We start from the raw sequence: 18,369 nt of genomic DNA on the forward strand, positions 1-18,369 counted from the left end.
ATTTATTATAAAAATTAAATAGGTGTAAACCTATTTTAGGACGACTCACTAGAGTTTATACTGTGTAAAGCGGTAGCGTGTTTGTTTAAATAAAATGATTTTATTTTGATGTGTTGATTTTTGTCGAATATTTAATGAGTTAGAGCGCATATTAATGGAAATACTTCAAAAAGATAATTGCTATTTTTCATAATCCTTACAAATGCTATTTTTATTTTTTAGAGCCCATTATACATGGTACATTACTTTTAAGATATATAAGCTTAATAATATTATTGTTAAACTTAAAGCTTTTAAATTGAAAGAATCGATCTTCTTTGTAATTAAGAATTTTCTTTTTCTTTTCAAAAAAAGTTTTAATAATAAAGTAATGATTAAGTGTGAAAATAATAATAAATAACAATGATTGAATCTATAATCTATTATATAACAAAGAGATAATCTGATGAAAGCATTGCTCATAGAAGATAAAGAATATATAAGGAAAGGACTACGAAACTTATTACAATTAGTAGATGCCAAAGTAAAAGTAATTGGAGAATGTGAATCTGTAAAAGATGCAGTTGTTGTAGCAAACGCTTGTAAACCAGAATTGGTTTTTTTAGATATTAATCTTATTGATGGTAGTGGATTTGATTTTTTGGAACAAACAGAAAATTTAAATTTTAAAACCATTTTTATAACTGCATACGAAGAGCATGCATTAAAAGCTTTAAAAAAAGGAGCTGTAGATTATATTTTGAAACCTGTAGATATTGATGAACTTAAAGAAGCATTAAACAAAGTTGAGCAATTGTCTTTTTCAGAACAAAGAAAACAGTTAAAAACAGCAAAACAAGTTTGGAAAAATGAAAATTCTAAACTGATTTTATCACTTCAAGATAGTTTTCAAGTTATAAATTTAAATGAATTAATGTTTTGTGAATCAGATAAAGGATACACTACTTTTTATTGTAATAGTAATAAAAAATATGTGGTTTCTAAAACTTTAAAAGAATTTGAGGAGCGATTAGGAAAAGTTAGTTTTACACGTCCACATCAATCTTATATAGTTAATCTAGATTTTATTGATAAATATGACAAATCTGGAGCCATTTACTTAAAAAATGGCAAAAAGATACCTGTGTCTTCTAGAAAAAGAGAACAGTTTTTGAATGAATTTTTAAAGTGGAATAGTAATTAAAGGTAATAACATGTATAAAGATTTGTAAAGAGAATGAAGATAATTATAATATTTATTCTTATCCTTTTTAGTCTTAAAAACTATGGGCAACAATACAGAATAGGGGAAATTGCTAATTTTAGTTCAAAAACTTACCTAATCCCTTTTGAAAATAGAAAAGAATCTGCTTTAGATTGTAAAGCACTTTTAAATTATGATGGTCCAATTACAATTTTTTTCTGGCTTTCTACTTGTAGTATATGTATTAAAGAACTGAATAATTTTAAAAAAATGAACGATTTTAAGTTAATAGAAAATCGTTCAAAAATTATAGTAGTATCTGAAGATAGTCCAAAAAAATATGGTGTTGCTAAAATGATTTCAAAAAAAAATCAATGGGAATTTAATATGTTTTTTGATAAAAATTATCGCCTTAGAAATAGTTTATTAAATAGATGGTATGGAGTTCCACAGGTAATGATAATTGATAAAAACAAGAAAATAATACTACATAAAATAGGATATAAAAAAGGAGATGAGAAGATAATATTCGAAAGAATTAAAAGAGAATTGAAAATGTAAGCTATTAAAAAATGAAAAATCAAATTCAATTTGCCCATTCGAATGGATTTCCAGCACAATGTTTTAATTCGCTTTTTAACATGATAGAAAATGCAGAAATAAATTACATAGAACGAATGGGGCATAATAAGTTTCTTTTGAATAGTAACCTAGAGAATTTAGCCCATGAACTTATAACTTCTATTGAACAACGATTTAATAAACCTATTACAGGTATTGGACATTCTACAGGAGGTGTTTTAATGCTAATAGCAGCTTCAAAAAAACCTCAACTTTTCAAAAATATCATTGTTATAGAACCTATTTTATATCATCCAAGGAAAAGAAAAATAATTGAAATAATGAAAAGAGTAGGGCTTTCTGGTTATATCGGGCCAGCTAAAAGTACTTTAAAAAGAAAATCTTTTTTTAAATCAAGAGAAGAAGCTAAAGCATATTTTAAATCTAAAACTCTGTTTAAAACATTTCATGAAAATTGCTTAATAGATTACATTAAATATGGTTTAAAAAAAACAGAAAAAGGTTTTGAACTTTCTTTTTCTAAAGAAATAGAATCTGAAATATACCGTAGTACATATACAAAAGTTCCTTTGGGAATAGAAAAATTAAAAGGTACTCTTATTTATGGGAAAAAAAGTAATATGTTTAGTAAAACTGATGTTAGATGGTGGAAAAAAAGTTTTCCCAATTTTGATGTAATTACACTAGATACTGGACATTTATTTCCTTTAGAAAACCCTTCTCTAGCTGCAAAAATTATAAATAAGATACTAAAAAAAGTAGTGTAAGAATAATTAAAATAAAAAAATATTTTTTGGAAACTAAAGTAAATCAACTTAAAGAACAAATTCTTTTAGTAAATAAGAAAACAAATGAATTAATAGAAAATATTTCAAAAGATAGATGGAATATTACTCCAGATATAATAAATACGAATCTTAATTGGCAATTGGGACATATTATTTTGGCAAATTATTTACATGGGGTTGCATCAATAATTGGAGCAAATGATGAATTTAAAGAAAAAGTAAGTCTTCCTAATTATATAAAGTTTTATGGTCCAGGATCTAAACCAAGTAATTATGATAGTGATAAACCTACTGTAGAAGAATTAATCCAGGTTTATAAATTTACTATGGATATTATTATAGAAATTATAGAAAATATTACCATTGAAGATTTGGATAGTGAAACTGCTGTGCCTAACCCTTCGGTAAATATGAAATATGAGGCGCTTATGTGGCTTCCTCAACATCAAAGTTGGCATAATGGACAGATTGCGATTTTAAAAAGAGTTTTAAATCTATAAAAAATATGTTTTTAAATAAAATATAGTTGAATCTGATTAAGAATTTTATTAAAAAACAATAGCTTAGCACAAACTATTACATTTCATGTAAACTAACAAACAATACATGGTTAAAAGTATTAAACAGACTTGCTTATTTATTGTTTTTTTATCCCTTACAGTAACAACAAGTGCTAAGTTAAAGATAACTCCTCTGAAGATTAAATTGAAAGAGAATAAGAAAAGTTATCGTAACTATAAATTCAATTTATCTGATTCAAACAATTATAATTATATAAACTTTAATTTAAAAAATGGTTTAGCGAGTAATGAAATTTATGATTCATATCAAGACTCTAATGGTTATTTGTGGTTTTCAACTGATAGAGGATTAACAAGATATAATGGTTATGAATTTCAAAATTTTGGAAAAGAACATGGAATACCAGGAAACGTAATTCTTGATTTTTTTCCGCAAGAAAATGGACAAATTTGGTGTTGGACTAGAAATACTAATGAACTATTTTATTTTAATCAAGGAAAAACAGATTTCACATCTTATAAATATAATAACCAGTTAAAAAAACTAATTAATAACCCTCATCAAATTATTGAAAGTTTATACCTTGATGATAAAGGAAATTTACACCTAGCAGGACGTTATATAATTGGTGAAATTATTATAAACAGTTTAGGTGAAATAACTAAAAAAAACAAAAAAATATCCAGTGAAGTTAAAGAGTTATGTTTTGTAATAAAAAACGATAAAAACTTTTATTTTTTCGATGATAAAAAAAAAGATTGTAAACTTAAATATCTCTTAAATGATAATTTTTTTGACGGGTTACGTTTCAACGATAGTACCTTTATTTTGTCAAACAATCAAAAAGTAAAAGTTGTTAAAGATAATCGAAAAGAATTAATTATTTCTAATTTAAGAAGATCACCTCTTAGTTTGGGAACTGTTAGTGAAAATGAATTTATTGTTACATTTATTAATGGAGGAGCTACTGTATATGATATAGAAGGGAATAGGAAAAAACATTTTTTAAACAATACAACTGTTACAAGTTTTTTAAAAGATAACGAAGGAGGATATTGGTTTACTACGCTTGAATCTGGCGTTTATTATATAAAAAGACCAGAAATAGAATTTGTGAATACTGAAAGTTATGGTATTAAAACACTTACTAAAAACAATAAGGAAGAATTAATAATTGGAACTTCTGATGGAAGAGTAATTAAAAGAACTATTAGCGGTAGTCTAAGAAATTTATATGAGTTTAAGCATAGAAAGACTTCAGTTATGGTTGAATTTGATAATATAACCAATGAACTGTATTATATTTCTTCTTCTTTTATGAAACGAAGTTTAAATCATAAAATTAATTTAGAAACTAATTTAGGGTATACCTTAAATTTATCGTTACCTGAAAATAGAACACTATTAACTTCACACATTGGTAAAATAACTAAGATTAAAGATAGAGAGTTAAAGCAAATTAGTTTATCTGAGAGATGTATAGATGTTTCTCTTTTTAATAATCACGCATACATAGCAACTCCAAACGGTCTTTTTAAAGAAGTAGATACTACCATAGAAAAAGTAGCGCATAAACATCTTAACTTTAGAATACAGGACATAGAGAAAAAGTATAATAAAAATAAAATGTTTTTAGCTACTCTTGGTAATGGTATCGTAACATATACAAAAGATACTATTAAAACGATAAGAGAAAAAGATGGTTTATTTAGTAACAATATTGAAAAGCTATACTTAGAAGATAAAAATAATTTATGGGCAATTACAGATAGAGGTATTAATAAAATTAAATTTACTAAAACAGGATATTTAATAGAAGGTATTTCTCTGAAGAACATAAATCATGATAGTAAAATAAATGATCTTGAAATTATTGGGGATACTTTATGGTTAGCCACTAACAGTGGACTTTTTAAAAGTCCTAAAAATGTATTAGATAAACAATATGTTAAAACTCCTAATTTAAAAATTAACCAAATAATTGTTAATGATTCTATTATCGTTAATAAACCTAACATAGAATTATCTCATAATGAAAACAGAATAACATTTAATATTGAAGGATTATCTTTTAAAGAAAAACTGATTTATACATACCGGTTAACAGGATTAAATGATACTTGGTATTCAACTAAAAACAGAAAAATTACATTTGCATCTTTGCCTCCAGGGCAATACACTTTTAATGCTTCTTATTTAAATCATAATCAAAAAGAGTTACAAGAAGTTTTATCATATTCGTTTTTTATTAAAAAACCATATTGGAAAAAATGGTGGTTCTATCTTTTGATAAGCACAGGGATATTATTGATTATAATTTATTTTTTCTGGTTAAAACTGAAGAATGAAAAATCTAAAATAAAAAGTGCAATTATAGAGCAAAAATTATTGCGTTCTCAAATGACTCCTCATTTTATATTTAACTCGTTATCAATACTTCAGGGGATGATTCTGAACAAAGAAGACAAAAAATCAATTTCTTATTTATCTAAATTCTCAAAACTACTTCGTGTAATTTTAGAAAATTCTAGAGATAAAACAGTCTTATTATCAAAAGAATTAGATGCTTTAAAGAATTATATTTCACTTCAAAATTTAGAAAATGAAAACTATGAGTTTACAATTACAGTAGATAGTTCTTTAAAAGAAATGGCAATTAAAATTCCTCCAATGCTTATTCAGCCATTTGTAGAAAATGCTATTGAACATGCCTTTACTAATTTACAAGAAAATAGGCAGATAAATATTAAATTAATATATAAAGAGAGAAAATTAATTTGTACTATTATAGATAATGGTATTGGTATTGATTCTTTCCAAAAAAAGAATTTTCATGATAAAAAATCATTATCAACATTAATAACTTCAGAACGTATAAAAATGTTGTCAAAAGATTTTAATATGAAAAGTTCAATAACCATTGAAGATAGAAGAAAATACAATGAGCAAGGAACTATTGTTACAATATATATTCCTTATAAACTTTGTTAAGCTAAAAACTAATTTAATTATTTAATTCTTTCCAAGTAGCCGTGTAAGGATCGTAATTACATGCCGTTTTATGAAACCATTCATGTTTGTTTTTTTGATATGGAATTCTATCATCTACACACATATATCTAAATTCACAATCTTTACAAATAGCACATATATCTTTTTTAACCTTCCAATATTTTTTGAAATTAGGATTAAAAATAGCTTTCTTAATTACTTTGGTAATATGATATGAATAAATATTTCCAAAAGAAATATCAGAATTTGGAGAGTTTTTAATATTTCCATTTTCATCAATAAATATCTTTTTATTAAAGTAATTATGAGAAAATTGCGACTCTAAAAATAAAGAAGAATTTAATTCCATTGAATCTATGTGTACAAAAGGTTTTGTGTCTTTTTTTATATACAATATTCGGAATTTATTTTCTTGAGCATAAATTTTTACGTTATCAGAAACAATAGACACAGATTCTGGATAAGAATTATTGATTAAAAAACTATTTACTTTTTTAGTTAAATCATTATTTGTTACAATTACTAAATGTGGTATTTTAAAGAAAGAACAAATTTTTAAAGCTTTCTGTACAGTTAAATCATCTTTATGTTCAAGAACTAAATATTCAATAAGGTGTTTTGAGTTGTATTCTATTTTTTTAGGAGGAAATTGTTGAGTGATTTTAGAGTTAATTTTATAAATCATTCTATACTCCTTTAAAAATGAAATTAAATCCGAAGATATTTCTTCTTCTTTAAAAAAACGTTGTTTAATAAGTTTTATTAATTCTCCAGCTTCTGAATTATTTATATGAAATATATCAAGATTTTTAAAGTTTATTAAAAAACTTTTTCTGTATCCTTTTACAAAGGAAACACTACTAGAAATGCCATACATAGAATTAATACGTTTTTTTGTTAGGAATAAAATAATAACTCCAAAAAGCTCGGTTAATTGAAGAATAAAATTGTTTTTTTTCGGTAGGAATTAAATCTTTTATCGGATAAGCCTTAACGTTAAGTACATCTATAGGAAAAGCAATTTCCTTCATTTTTTCTTTGTAATCGTTGCTGTTTTTCATAGTTTAATTATTTCTTCTGCAATAACTTTATCTAAATCAATTCCACAAACATTACCTAAATAGCCAAATTGACCAATAGGATTAACTTCTAAAAAATAATATTCTCCTGTTTTAGTATATATAAAATCAAAAGAACCAGTATTTAATTTTAGTCGCTCCATTAAATCAAAGATTTTAATTTTTAATTCATTAGGAATAATAAAAGGCTCGTCTAAATAAGGAGTTTCTTGATTGTATACTCGATAATCAACAACAGACTCTTCATTCATTTGAGAAAAGATAGCCATTGCGTACATCTTTTTTAAAAAAACAAAGACTCTAATTTCGAATAGTTTTTTAATCTCCGTTTGAATTAATGATGTCATAAAACTCTTTCTATTATTAGAAAAATCTACCTTACCAGTATAGGTCATAAATCTTTTAGAGTCTGACTCTATGACTAGTGGTAAAGCTATAGTTTTAGAGATGTAAGATTGTTGTGAAGAAAGTGTATCTAAATTTGTTTTTAAATAAGTTTTAGGAATGTTTAACCCAACTTTAACGGCTTCTTCTAATACAATAAGTTTATTAATATAAGCATTGCTCCATAAACCAACTACATTAAAATTTTGTGAAAAATAATATTCTAAAAAACTATCTAATGTTTTATCATAAAAAAAAATATAATCGCTTATCCCTTTTTTAAATCTTAACGATTCTGAAATACTGTTTATCTTAAATTTTAAACTACCATTTCTAATAAATATAGTTTTGATGAATTCAAATGAAATTTTACAACTTTCAAAGTCGTTAGTAACTTTTAAAATCATGTTTTTAGATTGCATGTTGTAATCAAATATGCTTATAACATCTCTATCTATATTAATACAAAAATAATTAGCATCATAAAAGCTAAGCCATTCAGTAATTGGTTTAAAATTTAAATCTTTCTCAGAAGATATAATAAGAATTTCAGGTTTTTTCATGATTTTTTAATGGAACAGAATGTCTTTAAAATTTCTCATAAACCTTAATGGTTCATGAGAAATTAATTTTAACGAGCAATTAAGCAGTAATTAGACGATTTTTCACCGTCTCCAGGATCAGTAATTTTCTCACCGTCGCCATCCAAGTCAGGATCGGTAATATCACCTAAAATACCACCGTTAATAGTTAACAATTCTTCTTTTGTAAGAGGTTTAAAATAGGTTGCTTTCATATTTTTTTAGTTTTTTTAAGTTTAAGAACCTATTAACTGCTCTATCAGTTAATAGGTTGTAAATAAAAGTTAACGAGCAATTAAGCAGTAATTAGGTGATTTTTCACCGTCGCCAGGGTCAGTAATTTTACTACCATCTTCATCTAAGTCAGGATCGGTAATATCACCTAAAACACCACCGTTAATAGTTAACAATTCTTCTTTTGTAAGAGGTTTAAAATCTATTAATTTCATGATTTGTAAAATTTAAATAATTATTTATTGTATTAGTGTTTATTTATCATCATGTACCATATCTTTTGTATACGTTTCATATCTAGGATCATATGTGCGTTGATTATAATAAGGATCACGAGAGTTTCCACCAGTAATATTCTTTAATACAGATTTTTCTAGTTTTTCGTTTGTAAATTTTTTAAATAATTTCATTTTTAAAATGTTTAATACCTACTCTTATATTAATTTGTTGTATCACATTTTACCTACTAAATTTTCGGCTACCTAAAGTTTGTAAAATGGCATTGTATGTAGAAAAAAGCATATTTATTTCTTCATTTAAATTCAATATGTAATTACCATAAACTCCCTAGTAAAATTTGAAATTTAGAATTTAAAATATTGTTATAAATAACTATCCTTCTTGTCATACAATTAGCTATAGCATGGTATAAAACTAGTATATGATTTAGGAAAATGATATAGCGTTTTTTTTTTTGAAAGCTTTAATTTAAGAGATGAGTACTTTCAATTAATATTCGTAAAAGTTAATTTAAAAAGAAGGTGTTTTTATAGAAGTTAAACTTACTTTGTTAAATTTTAAAGTATTTTATTTATGTATTACAGAGTAATGTTGTGTTTGAGGTTTATTCTATAGGTAATAGTAAAAATGTATAAAAACTTAAATATTAATTTCTATCAATCGAAAATTTATTTAGAGTTCACGGATGTTTAATTCTATTAGTGTACCCATTTAAACTCCTTTAGCTTCGCGCAAGATTTTAAACAAAAAAACATGATTAGAAAATTATTTTTTTTAATAACCATGAGTTTTTTAACTATTGGTTATGCGCAAACATTTACAGAAAACTATATTACTTATGAAGTTATCTCAAATAGTAATAATGTGAAAACTACTGATTACAATGTTGCTGGAGGTACTGTTGTAAATATTCCAGATACAGTAGTAAATAATGGTGTAACGTATACAGTTACAGAAATTGGAGCAATGTCTTTTGTAAATAAAGGGTTAACAAGTGTTGATGTTTCTGATAATGTAACTACTATAGGTATACAAGCTTTTGAAAACAACCAGTTAACAACTGTATCACTTGGAACAGGAATTATAGAAATAAAAGAAAAAGCTTTTCATAAAAATAAACTGGTGAATTTAATTATTCCTAATAATATTACCTCTGTTGATAGGTATGCTTTTTTTGATAATTTATTAGAAAACGTTACAATTTCCAATAATATAACTCAAATCGGGTTTGCAGTGTTTGGTAAGAATAAATTAGCTAATATTAGTATTCCAAGCAATGTTACTATAATTGACGATTATGCATTTTATGATAATCTACTTACTAGTGTTATAATACCTAATACTGTTACATTAATTGGAAGCAAATCTTTTATGACAAATAAACTAACAAGTATAGAAATACCTAATAGTGTTACTGAAATTGGAATTGAAGCCTTTCGTAATAATTTATTATCTAATGTTTTAATTGGGAGTGGATTATCAGAAATAAAATCAGGAGTATTTCGTACTAATAAATTGACAAATGTTGTAATACCAAATAATATAACCTCAATTGGGAATATGGCATTTCGAACGAACGAATTAGTTAGTGTTAGTCTATCAAATAACTTAGAGGTTATTAGTGGTTACGCTTTTGAGGTTAATCAATTAAATAATGTTACTATACCTAATAATGTAATAAGTATAGGGGCTGGAGCTTTTTTAACAAATAATTTAAATAATGTTATTTCAGAAAGTAGCACTCCACCTACAGTACAGGTAAATACTTTCGGAGATCGCAGCGGAATAAGTTTAACGATACCATCGGGTACTATGGGAGCTTATGTTACAGATGCAGGAGCATTATGGACAGGGTTTAGTAGTGTTACAGAGCAAGTACAAACATTTACAGAAAATTATATTACTTATGAGGTACTTCCTACAGCTAATAATACAGTAAAAACTATCGGTTACGATGTTGCTGGAGGTACTGTAGTAAATATTCCAGATACAGTAGTTAATAATGGTGTAACGTATACAGTTACAGAAATTGGTTATATAAGCTTTAAAGATAAACAACTTACGAGTATTTCTTTACCTAGTAATCTTTTAGTTATTGGAGCAGCTTCTTTAATGAATAATCAATTAACTAGTATTTCTATACCTAATGGAGTTACAACCATTTGGGATTCTGCTTTTCGAGATAATCAATTAACTAACATTACATTTCCAAATAGTGTTACAAGTATTGGTAATTTTGCTTTTGTTCTAAATCAATTAACCAATGTCACCTTGCCAAATAATATTAGCACTCTAGAGGAAGGTGTTTTTGGTAATAATCAATTAACAAATATAAATATACCCAATAGTGTTACGACGATAGAACTTTTTGCGTTTTCACAAAATCAATTAACAAGTGTAACTATTCCTAATAGTGTTACCAGTATGGAGATGGGAGTTTTTTATAACAACCCTTTGGTTAGTGTTATTTCTGAAAGTATAATCCCACCTGCTATAGCAACTCATGCTTCATCACCATCAGAAGATACTTTCGGTAATCGTAGTGGTGTAAATTTAACGATACCATCGGGTACTATGGGAGCTTATGTTACAGATGCAGGAGCATTATGGACAGGGTTTAATTCTGTGGTTGATACTGCTATTACATGGACAGGGGCAACTAATAATGATTGGAATACAGCTTCAAATTGGAATATTAATTCTATTCCAGTTGCTAGTTCTATGGTAACCATACCTGACAACTTAACAAATTACCCAACTATTTCTTCAGCAGTTACAGTAAGCTCTATTAACATTGCTTCTGGAGCTAGTTTAATTGCTAATGCTTCAATTACAGGAAATGTTACTTACACAAGAAATTTACCGACAACGAATTGGTATTTAATTTCATCGCCTGTAAATGGAGAGACTTATGATAATTTTATTATTAATAATTCATTTGCAACAGGAAATGGAAATAATATAGGAATTGGTTTTTTTTCTAATCTAATAGGTTCGGCATGGAATTATGCTACAGCTTCTTCTACAGGCACTCTTCCTAATCATGGATATTCAGTAAAATTGGCAACAGCAGGAAATTTATCATTTACAGGATCAATTAATTCTGTTAATATAAATAATAGTATTTCTACAGGAACAAGAAATAATTTTAATTTAATAGGTAACCCTTTTACATCTTATGTGAATTCTACCGCTTTTACAGTTGCTAATACAGGTTTGTTAAGTGAGGAAACAATATGGTTATGGGATGGTAACCAATATGTAACATATAATGCTTCTACACCTATTGAAATAGCACCTACTCAAGGATTCTTTGTCGAAGCTAATGGAAATGGGAGTGTTACTTTTGCTGCTTCTAACCAAAGTCATCAAAGTACAGATACATTCATGAGGCAAACACCTAACCCTTCATTTGAATTGTTTATAGAAAGCGGAGAGGATAAAAAAGGAACTAAAGTGTTTTATATCGAAGGAAAAACTAAAGGTTTTGATAATGGTTATGATTCAAAGATATTTGGTGGTGTAGATTATGACTTTGCTCTTTTTACTCAATTGTTAAATGATAACGATGGCAGAAATTTAGCTATTCAAACATTACCGAATTCAAATATAGAAACTATGGTAATTCCAATTGGTTTAATAGCTAGTGCTAATAAAGAAATTACATTTTCTGTAACAACAACAAATTTACCATCTGGAGTTGAAATATATTTAGAAGATAGAACGAATAATACTTTTTTTAATCTTTCAGAAGAAAATCATACGATTACAACTCAATCTAATATTAACGGAGCAGGTCAATATTTTATTCATACAACATCGCAAAGATTAAGTAATGAAGATGTTATTCAAAATGTAGCTAATATTAAAATATATAAATCAGCAAAACAAGAAATAACAATTACAGGTTTGCAAGTTGAAACTAATGTGAAAATATTTTCTCTTACAGGTAAAGAGTTAGTTAATAATGATATTAACACAAAAGGTTCTACTAAGATTACATTAGATAATTTATCTACAGGTATTTATTTAGTTAAATTAAACTCTGCTTTAGGTAAAGTCTCTAAAAAAATTATCATAGAATAAACAATTTTCTTAATTATTATGAAAAAAACAAGTCAACATAAAGAAGACATTACAAGAAAAGAAGCATTGAAAAAGATCGGTAAATATGGTAAGTATACAGCGTTAACAGCGTTAGGAACTTACTTGATTTTAAATCCTAAAAAAGCTCAAGCAGCTTCTCCAGAACCTCCTGGAGATGGTTTTTAAAGCAATTAAGTAAATAGTTTTAAAATAGATTGATATTTATATGTTATAAACCTTTTGAGTAATCTCAAAAGGTTTTTTTATGAGTAATTTTTAATAATGTTTTAATTTTTTTGTTTTTGAATTGTTTATGTGTTTGTGCGTATTTGTTTGGGTAGATAGCGAAATATTTATTTTGATAACATTTAAGTAATTTTGAAGAAAATTCAGATTTAAAATTAGTTGATGAAGATAAAGAGTTATATCCCAGAAGAACCTTATAAGTGTATTTATAAAGAATTTTACGATATAATAATAGAGGAGAATAAAGAAAGAGAATATATTCCCTTAATTGATGATTGCTGTTATGATATGGTATTTTTTAAAGAACAAAAAGGGCAATTTATTTACGGAAAAGATCAAAAAAGAATTCCTTTAGAAGCTAAGGTGTTTACTATTCATAATTTAAATATACCACCTTATAAATTACAGATAAATAAAAAACTTTCTTTTGTTACAATTAAGTTTCAACCTTGGGTGAATTCTTATTTTTTTTCTGATTTAAACACAAATGGTATAGTAAGTTTATCAGAAGATAATAGAGAATTAGAATTATTTCATCAAACAATTTTTGAAGAGAAAAACATAAAGGAAAGATTAAATCTTATATATAATTATATTGATAAGAAAGAAGTAATGTTTACTGAAAAAATGAAATTTGTTAAAAGTATTTGTGAGCATATTTATAAAAGAAATGGTAAAGTTTCAGTAAACGATTTATGTTCACATTATAATAAAACACGTCAATATTTGAATAGAATCTTTAAAAGTGAAGTTCTTTACACGTTAAAAAGTTTTATCATTACTGTTAGAATTTTAGATTTAGTAAAATTTAAACTTAAAAATAGTGAAATCACACTTACACAATTGAGTTATGAATATGGGTATTTTGATCAATCTCATTTTATAAGAGATTTTAAGAAAGTTTGTGGTGTAACTCCAAGAAAATTTTTCGAAAATCCTTCAGAATTTATGTTAAGGCACAAGTAGTTTGTTTCCCTTTTTACAATTAAAGCATTAAAAAGAGTAGTTTTTTTGTAAAAAAAAAGCAAAGAATGAATAACAAACAAATAGTCAATAATAATTTCATATTCATATTAATTAGTATTTATCTACTTATAGGATGTAATTCTAAAAATAAAAAAAATGAAATAGAAGAACAACTGATTACTAACGTTTCTATTAAGTTAGATGAGTATTTTCAAAAACTAAAAACTTTAAAAAAATTTAATGGAGTAGTATTAATCAAACAAGAAGGGAAATGCTTACTTTTTGAAACATATAATATGTCTGAAAGTACTACAAGTAGCCTTAATGTAAAAAAAGAATCACAATTTGATATTCATTCTATATCAAAACTAATGGCGAAAGCTGCAATAATAGATTTAGAACAAGAAAATCGTATTTCATTAACTGATAAAATATCTCATTTTATCCCTGATTTTCCTAATGGAAATAAAATAACAATTCAACATTTAGTAGAAAATCAATCGGGTCTCCCAAGAGAATTATCGATTAAAGTAGATAATTTAATAGAAATGAAATCAGAAGAAATAATTGCTTTAATAAAAAAGGAAAAACTATTGTTTGAACCAGGGTCAGATACTGTTTATTCAAATTTAGGATACCAGTTACTTTACTATATAATTGCTAAACTCACAGAAAAACCTTTTGTTCAGTATCTAGATGAAAAATATTTTCAACCATTAGAAATGAAAAGTACAGGAGCTCATTTTAATTTATTGAAAAACAATCTCAATAATTTAGTTAAAAATCATGAAAAAAATGATAATGAAATAGTTGTAGTTCCTAATATTGAAAAAGATGGTAAAAATCAGGCTAAAATTTATTCAACAGTAGAAGATTTAATGTTATTCATAAATCACATTAAAAAAATATCTTATCGAGAAAAAATTAAAAACCATTCAAATAAAATAAGCTGGTCTGGTGGTGGAAATGGAATTTTATCTCATGCAGAATATGACATTTCTAAAAAATTTGAATTCGTTTTTTTTTCTAATTATGATGAAATACCATTTGGTGATATTTTAAAAACCGTGGATAAAATAATGAAAAATGAACCTTACGAATTACCTAAAAAAATTAATAGAAAAGAAATAGAAATTTCAGAGAATGTTCTTAAAGAGTATGAAGGAAAATATAGAGTTAAAGAGTTTAATAATCACATTTTTGAATTTAAAATTGAAAATAGGAAACTAGTCATGTATCAGAATGGTAAAAAAAATGGAGTATTAAAAGCAGAAACTGAAAAGACTTTTTTTGGAGAGCCAAGTGATGAAGATTATTTTGAGTTTAGAAAAGAAGAAGGTAAGTATAAATTGATTTTTCATTATAAAAAAATTGAGATAGAAGGGATAAAAGAAATTAGAAAATGAATTTAAATAAATAGTAAATTTATTTTTTAATAAATAAATGTGAAGATCTTTTAAAAAAAACTAATTATTTTTGTTTTGTGTTTAAGAAAATGAGTTCTTCAATGTTGAATTTCAAATGTTTAAAAACAAACGATTTTATTTATTTTGTTTAATTATACTTTTTAATACAAAAGTGTTTTTTGAAATCTGTAAGTGCTTGTTTTTTAGTTGTTTATTTTTTGTTTTTTACTGCTTGATTGATTGTCTTCATACGTTAGCCTGATTAAATTTTGTACTGTAGTTTTTGTTGTTATATTCGTGAATATTATAAAATAAACTAATGTTAATTTGATACCTAAAATAAGATTTTATTAAAAGATCTTGTATTATTTATTCATATAAGTTATTTGAAAAAATGAAAAAACTATCCGTACTTCTCCTGAGTTTAATGGTATTAAACTCTTGCCAAAAAAAAGATGAAATAATCAGTAATTCTAAAAAGTCAAAAACAGATTACACTAAATTTGTTAATCCTTTTATTGGAACTAGTAAAATGGGACATGTTTTCCCTGGTGCTACAGCTCCATTTGGAATGGTACAATTAAGTCCACAAACAAATTTTGAAGTAATGTTTAGTGAAGATGGTAGATATAATGCTGAAACTTACGAATATTGTGCAGGTTATCAACATAAAGACTCAACTATCATTGGTTTTGCACATACTAACTTTAGTGGAACAGGACATTCTGATTTGGGAGATTTTCTTGTTATGCCTACTACTGGAAAGTTAATTTTAGATCCAATACAAACACAGGAAGGAGATAAAGGATTTTACTCTACATTTTCACATAACAAAGAAGAAGCCTCTCCAGGTTATTATAAAGTAGATTTAGATACATATAAAATTAAAGCAGAATTAACTGCCAGTGAGAGAGTTGGTTTTCATCAATATACATTTCCTAAGTCGGAAAATGCACATATTATTTTAGATATGGTTTACAATGTTTACCATCATGATAATAAAAATGTTTGGACTTTTCTTCGTGTAGAAAATGATTCTACAATTACAGGTTACAGGCAAACTAAAGGTTGGGCACGAGATAAGAAAGTATTTTTTGCCGCTAAATTTTCAAAACCTTTTAAAAGTTATGGACATAAAAAATATGAAAAAGTAAAATACGATGGTTTTTACAGGCGTTTTAAACAAGATGAAAACTTTCCTGAAATGGCGGGAAAAGATTTGCGCGCATATTTTAACTTCGATACTGAAGAGAATGAAAAAATTCAAATCAAATTTGCTCTTTCTAATGTAAGTTCTGCTGGAGCAATGAAGAATTTAGAAGTTGAAATCCCTCATTGGAATTTTGATAAAACACATAAAGAAACAAATGAAAAATGGAATGAAGAGCTTTCTAAAATCGAAGTAGAAATGTTAACTAAAGAGCAAAAGGAAACTTTCTATACGGCAATGTATCATACTAATTTATCTCCAATAGTTTATGAAGATGTTGATGGGAAATACAGAGGTTTAGATCAAAATATACATACTTCTGAAGGTTTTACAAATTACACAATTTTTTCACTTTGGGATACATATAGAGCTTTACATCCATTATTCAACATAACTCAGCCTAATAGGAATAACGATATGATTAAATCTATGTTAGCGCATCACGATCAAAGTGTTCATAATATGTTGCCTATATGGTCACATTATGCTAATGAAAATTGGTGTATGATTGGTTATCATGCAACTTCAGTTATAGCCGATGCTATGGCTAAAAATATCGGAGATTTTAATCATGAAAGAGCTCTTAAAGCTTCGGTTAATACAGCATCGGTCAGATATTTTGATGGGTTAGGGGATTATATAGATAAAGGTTATGTTCCTGATGATAAAAGTCATTCTTCTGTATCTAAAACTTTAGAATATGCTTATAATGATTGGTGTATAGCTCAAATGGCAGCACAAGTAGGTGAAGTTTCAGTAGAGGAAAATTTCTCAAAGCGTTCAGAATATTACAATAATGTTTATGATTCGTCAATAGGTTTTATGAGGCCAAAACTTTCTGATGGAAATTTTAGAGAAAAATTTGATCCAATGGATACACATGGTCAGGGATTTATTGAAGGAAATGCTTGGAATTATGGATTATATGTACCGCAGAATATAGAAAAAATGATAATGATGATGGGTGGGAAAGAGAAATTTTCACAGCAATTAGATTCATTATTTACTATGGAAATTGAAGATAAATATATTGCAAATCATGAAGATATTACACGTGATGGAATTATTGGGAATTATGTTCATGGAAATGAACCTGGGCATCATATTCCATATTTATATAATTGGACAGGTTATCCAGAAAAAACACAATCTCGAGTTCGCATGATTATGGATACTATGTATGCTTCTAACGTTGAAGGTTTATGTGGAAATGATGATGCAGGTCAAATGAGTGCTTGGTATATATTTAGTAGTTTAGGTTTTTATCCAGTTACTCCTGGTTCTCCAAATTATGCTTTAGGTAGTCCTTTAGTTAAAGAAGCAACGATACATTTAGAAAATGGAAAAACACTTTCTATTAAAGCAAAAAATCAAAGTAAGGATAATATTTTTGTAAAAAGAGTTATAATAAATGGGAAAGAATTAAATGGAACTCTTTTACATCATAATAATATTATAAATGGAGGTGAAATTGTTTTTGAAATGAGCAACGAACACAAAAAATAAATTATAAAGAGAAAAACTAACAGTATATTTATTATTAAGTACTTAATTTTCTTTTGTAAAAAACCTTTGAAAATCTTTTCAAAGGTTTTTTATTTTTTAAATTGAATTATAAACACATTATAAGCTTTTCAATGGTTACTTGAAATAAAGCAAGCATTGATAATAAATTTTAACTTCATTAAATCTGATGTTATTTTTGTTGAAATGAATTTGCTTTTTTAATTCATATGAATTGAAAATCAACAAAGTAAAATTTGTGAAACAAACTGAACTACAATAAACACTTCATATACAAAAAACAAAAAAGTCTCTCAAATTTTGCGAGAGACTTCCTGATCTTTTTA

At 26.2% G+C, this 18,369-nt stretch carries 16 protein-coding genes; 10 read left to right on the top strand and 6 right to left on the bottom strand.

The features are described from left to right. Nucleotides 1-445 precede the first annotated feature (445 nt). The 5 genes from AC2TEO_RS16350 to AC2TEO_RS16370 all read left to right on the top strand — a co-directional run bounded on the left by AC2TEO_RS16350 (nucleotide 446) and on the right by AC2TEO_RS16370 (nucleotide 6,066). The gene (locus AC2TEO_RS16350; RefSeq protein ID WP_442265845.1) at nucleotides 446-1,183 is read left to right on the top strand and encodes a LytR/AlgR family response regulator transcription factor; all 738 of its coding nucleotides are present in this window, start codon (nucleotides 446-448) and stop codon (nucleotides 1,181-1,183) included. Between the two features lie 33 nt (nucleotides 1,184-1,216). Continuing rightward, complete coding sequence (locus AC2TEO_RS16355; RefSeq protein WP_442265846.1) at nucleotides 1,217-1,744, top strand: peroxiredoxin family protein; 528 nt, start codon at nucleotides 1,217-1,219, stop codon at nucleotides 1,742-1,744. Nucleotides 1,745-1,755: 11 nt separating this feature from the next. Next, nucleotides 1,756-2,532, top strand: coding sequence for an alpha/beta hydrolase-fold protein (locus AC2TEO_RS16360; protein WP_442265847.1), 777 nt, complete (start codon nucleotides 1,756-1,758; stop codon nucleotides 2,530-2,532). Between the two features lie 26 nt (nucleotides 2,533-2,558). Further along, nucleotides 2,559-3,053: a DinB family protein gene (locus AC2TEO_RS16365; RefSeq protein ID WP_442265848.1), complete on the top strand. Its 495-nt coding sequence runs from the start codon at nucleotides 2,559-2,561 to the stop codon at nucleotides 3,051-3,053. Nucleotides 3,054-3,159: 106 nt separating this feature from the next. Further along, the gene (locus tag AC2TEO_RS16370) at nucleotides 3,160-6,066 is read left to right on the top strand and encodes a sensor histidine kinase (RefSeq protein ID WP_442265849.1); all 2,907 of its coding nucleotides are present in this window, start codon (nucleotides 3,160-3,162) and stop codon (nucleotides 6,064-6,066) included. A gap of 13 nt (nucleotides 6,067-6,079) precedes the next feature. Here AC2TEO_RS16370 and AC2TEO_RS16375 read toward each other — a convergent pair whose 3' ends face one another. The 6 genes from AC2TEO_RS16375 to AC2TEO_RS16400 form a co-directional block, all read right to left on the bottom strand. Then, a complete protein-coding gene (locus tag AC2TEO_RS16375; protein WP_442265850.1) occupies nucleotides 6,080-6,964 on the bottom strand; it encodes a hypothetical protein in 885 nt (294 codons plus the stop codon). A gap of 4 nt (nucleotides 6,965-6,968) precedes the next feature. Continuing rightward, on the bottom strand, nucleotides 6,969-7,148 hold the full coding sequence (locus AC2TEO_RS16380) for a hypothetical protein (RefSeq protein ID WP_442265851.1): 180 nt from the start codon (nucleotides 7,146-7,148) through the stop codon (nucleotides 6,969-6,971). After that, nucleotides 7,145-8,113, bottom strand: a complete 969-nt coding sequence (locus tag AC2TEO_RS16385) for an ATP-grasp domain-containing protein (RefSeq protein WP_442265852.1) — start codon at nucleotides 8,111-8,113, stop codon at nucleotides 7,145-7,147. The genes AC2TEO_RS16380 and AC2TEO_RS16385 overlap by 4 nt, the downstream gene beginning before the upstream one ends. A gap of 68 nt (nucleotides 8,114-8,181) precedes the next feature. Beyond that, nucleotides 8,182-8,346: a hypothetical protein gene (locus tag AC2TEO_RS16390; RefSeq protein WP_442265853.1), complete on the bottom strand. Its 165-nt coding sequence runs from the start codon at nucleotides 8,344-8,346 to the stop codon at nucleotides 8,182-8,184. Nucleotides 8,347-8,415: 69 nt separating this feature from the next. Beyond that, a complete protein-coding gene (locus tag AC2TEO_RS16395; RefSeq protein ID WP_442265854.1) occupies nucleotides 8,416-8,580 on the bottom strand; it encodes a hypothetical protein in 165 nt (54 codons plus the stop codon). Nucleotides 8,581-8,619: 39 nt separating this feature from the next. Continuing rightward, nucleotides 8,620-8,775: a hypothetical protein gene (locus AC2TEO_RS16400; protein ID WP_442265855.1), complete on the bottom strand. Its 156-nt coding sequence runs from the start codon at nucleotides 8,773-8,775 to the stop codon at nucleotides 8,620-8,622. A gap of 583 nt (nucleotides 8,776-9,358) precedes the next feature. On the opposite strand from AC2TEO_RS16400, the gene AC2TEO_RS16405 reads away from it, so the two are divergent. From AC2TEO_RS16405 to AC2TEO_RS16425, 5 genes are all read left to right on the top strand, one after another. Continuing rightward, nucleotides 9,359-12,691 carry a leucine-rich repeat protein gene (locus tag AC2TEO_RS16405; protein WP_442265856.1) on the top strand — a complete coding sequence of 1,111 codons (3,333 nt, stop codon included), beginning with the start codon at nucleotides 9,359-9,361 and terminating at the stop codon, nucleotides 12,689-12,691. Between the two features lie 18 nt (nucleotides 12,692-12,709). Beyond that, the gene (locus tag AC2TEO_RS16410) at nucleotides 12,710-12,877 is read left to right on the top strand and encodes a hypothetical protein (protein WP_442265857.1); all 168 of its coding nucleotides are present in this window, start codon (nucleotides 12,710-12,712) and stop codon (nucleotides 12,875-12,877) included. 222 nt (nucleotides 12,878-13,099) lie between these two features. Next, the gene (locus AC2TEO_RS16415) at nucleotides 13,100-13,903 is read left to right on the top strand and encodes a helix-turn-helix transcriptional regulator (protein WP_442265858.1); all 804 of its coding nucleotides are present in this window, start codon (nucleotides 13,100-13,102) and stop codon (nucleotides 13,901-13,903) included. A gap of 65 nt (nucleotides 13,904-13,968) precedes the next feature. Then, nucleotides 13,969-15,309, top strand: coding sequence for a serine hydrolase domain-containing protein (locus tag AC2TEO_RS16420; RefSeq protein ID WP_442265859.1), 1,341 nt, complete (start codon nucleotides 13,969-13,971; stop codon nucleotides 15,307-15,309). Nucleotides 15,310-15,703: 394 nt separating this feature from the next. Further along, entirely contained in the window at nucleotides 15,704-18,025 is a 2,322-nt protein-coding gene (locus tag AC2TEO_RS16425; RefSeq protein ID WP_442265860.1) for a GH92 family glycosyl hydrolase, read from the top strand. The last annotated feature ends 344 nt before the right edge of the window (nucleotides 18,026-18,369 follow it).

The sequence above is a fragment of the Tenacibaculum aquaeponti genome (assembly GCF_057221555.1).

Bases quoted from the DNA above. Each gene is read 5' to 3' on its own strand.
- AC2TEO_RS16350 (WP_442265845.1), top strand. From the start codon at position 446: ATGAAAGCATTGCTCATAGAAGATAAAGAATATATAAGGAAAGGACTA.
- AC2TEO_RS16355 (WP_442265846.1), top strand. From the start codon at position 1,217: ATGAAGATAATTATAATATTTATTCTTATCCTTTTTAGTCTTAAAAAC.
- AC2TEO_RS16360 (WP_442265847.1), top strand. From the start codon at position 1,756: ATGAAAAATCAAATTCAATTTGCCCATTCGAATGGATTTCCAGCACAA.
- AC2TEO_RS16370 (WP_442265849.1), top strand. From the start codon at position 3,160: ATGGTTAAAAGTATTAAACAGACTTGCTTATTTATTGTTTTTTTATCC.
- AC2TEO_RS16375 (WP_442265850.1), bottom strand. From the start codon at position 6,964: ATGTATGGCATTTCTAGTAGTGTTTCCTTTGTAAAAGGATACAGAAAA.
- AC2TEO_RS16380 (WP_442265851.1), bottom strand. From the start codon at position 7,148: ATGAAAAACAGCAACGATTACAAAGAAAAAATGAAGGAAATTGCTTTT.
- AC2TEO_RS16385 (WP_442265852.1), bottom strand. From the start codon at position 8,113: ATGAAAAAACCTGAAATTCTTATTATATCTTCTGAGAAAGATTTAAAT.
- AC2TEO_RS16390 (WP_442265853.1), bottom strand. From the start codon at position 8,346: ATGAAAGCAACCTATTTTAAACCTCTTACAAAAGAAGAATTGTTAACT.
- AC2TEO_RS16395 (WP_442265854.1), bottom strand. From the start codon at position 8,580: ATGAAATTAATAGATTTTAAACCTCTTACAAAAGAAGAATTGTTAACT.
- AC2TEO_RS16400 (WP_442265855.1), bottom strand. From the start codon at position 8,775: ATGAAATTATTTAAAAAATTTACAAACGAAAAACTAGAAAAATCTGTA.
- AC2TEO_RS16405 (WP_442265856.1), top strand. From the start codon at position 9,359: ATGATTAGAAAATTATTTTTTTTAATAACCATGAGTTTTTTAACTATT.
- AC2TEO_RS16410 (WP_442265857.1), top strand. From the start codon at position 12,710: ATGAAAAAAACAAGTCAACATAAAGAAGACATTACAAGAAAAGAAGCA.
- AC2TEO_RS16415 (WP_442265858.1), top strand. From the start codon at position 13,100: ATGAAGATAAAGAGTTATATCCCAGAAGAACCTTATAAGTGTATTTAT.
- AC2TEO_RS16420 (WP_442265859.1), top strand. From the start codon at position 13,969: ATGAATAACAAACAAATAGTCAATAATAATTTCATATTCATATTAATT.
- AC2TEO_RS16425 (WP_442265860.1), top strand. From the start codon at position 15,704: ATGAAAAAACTATCCGTACTTCTCCTGAGTTTAATGGTATTAAACTCT.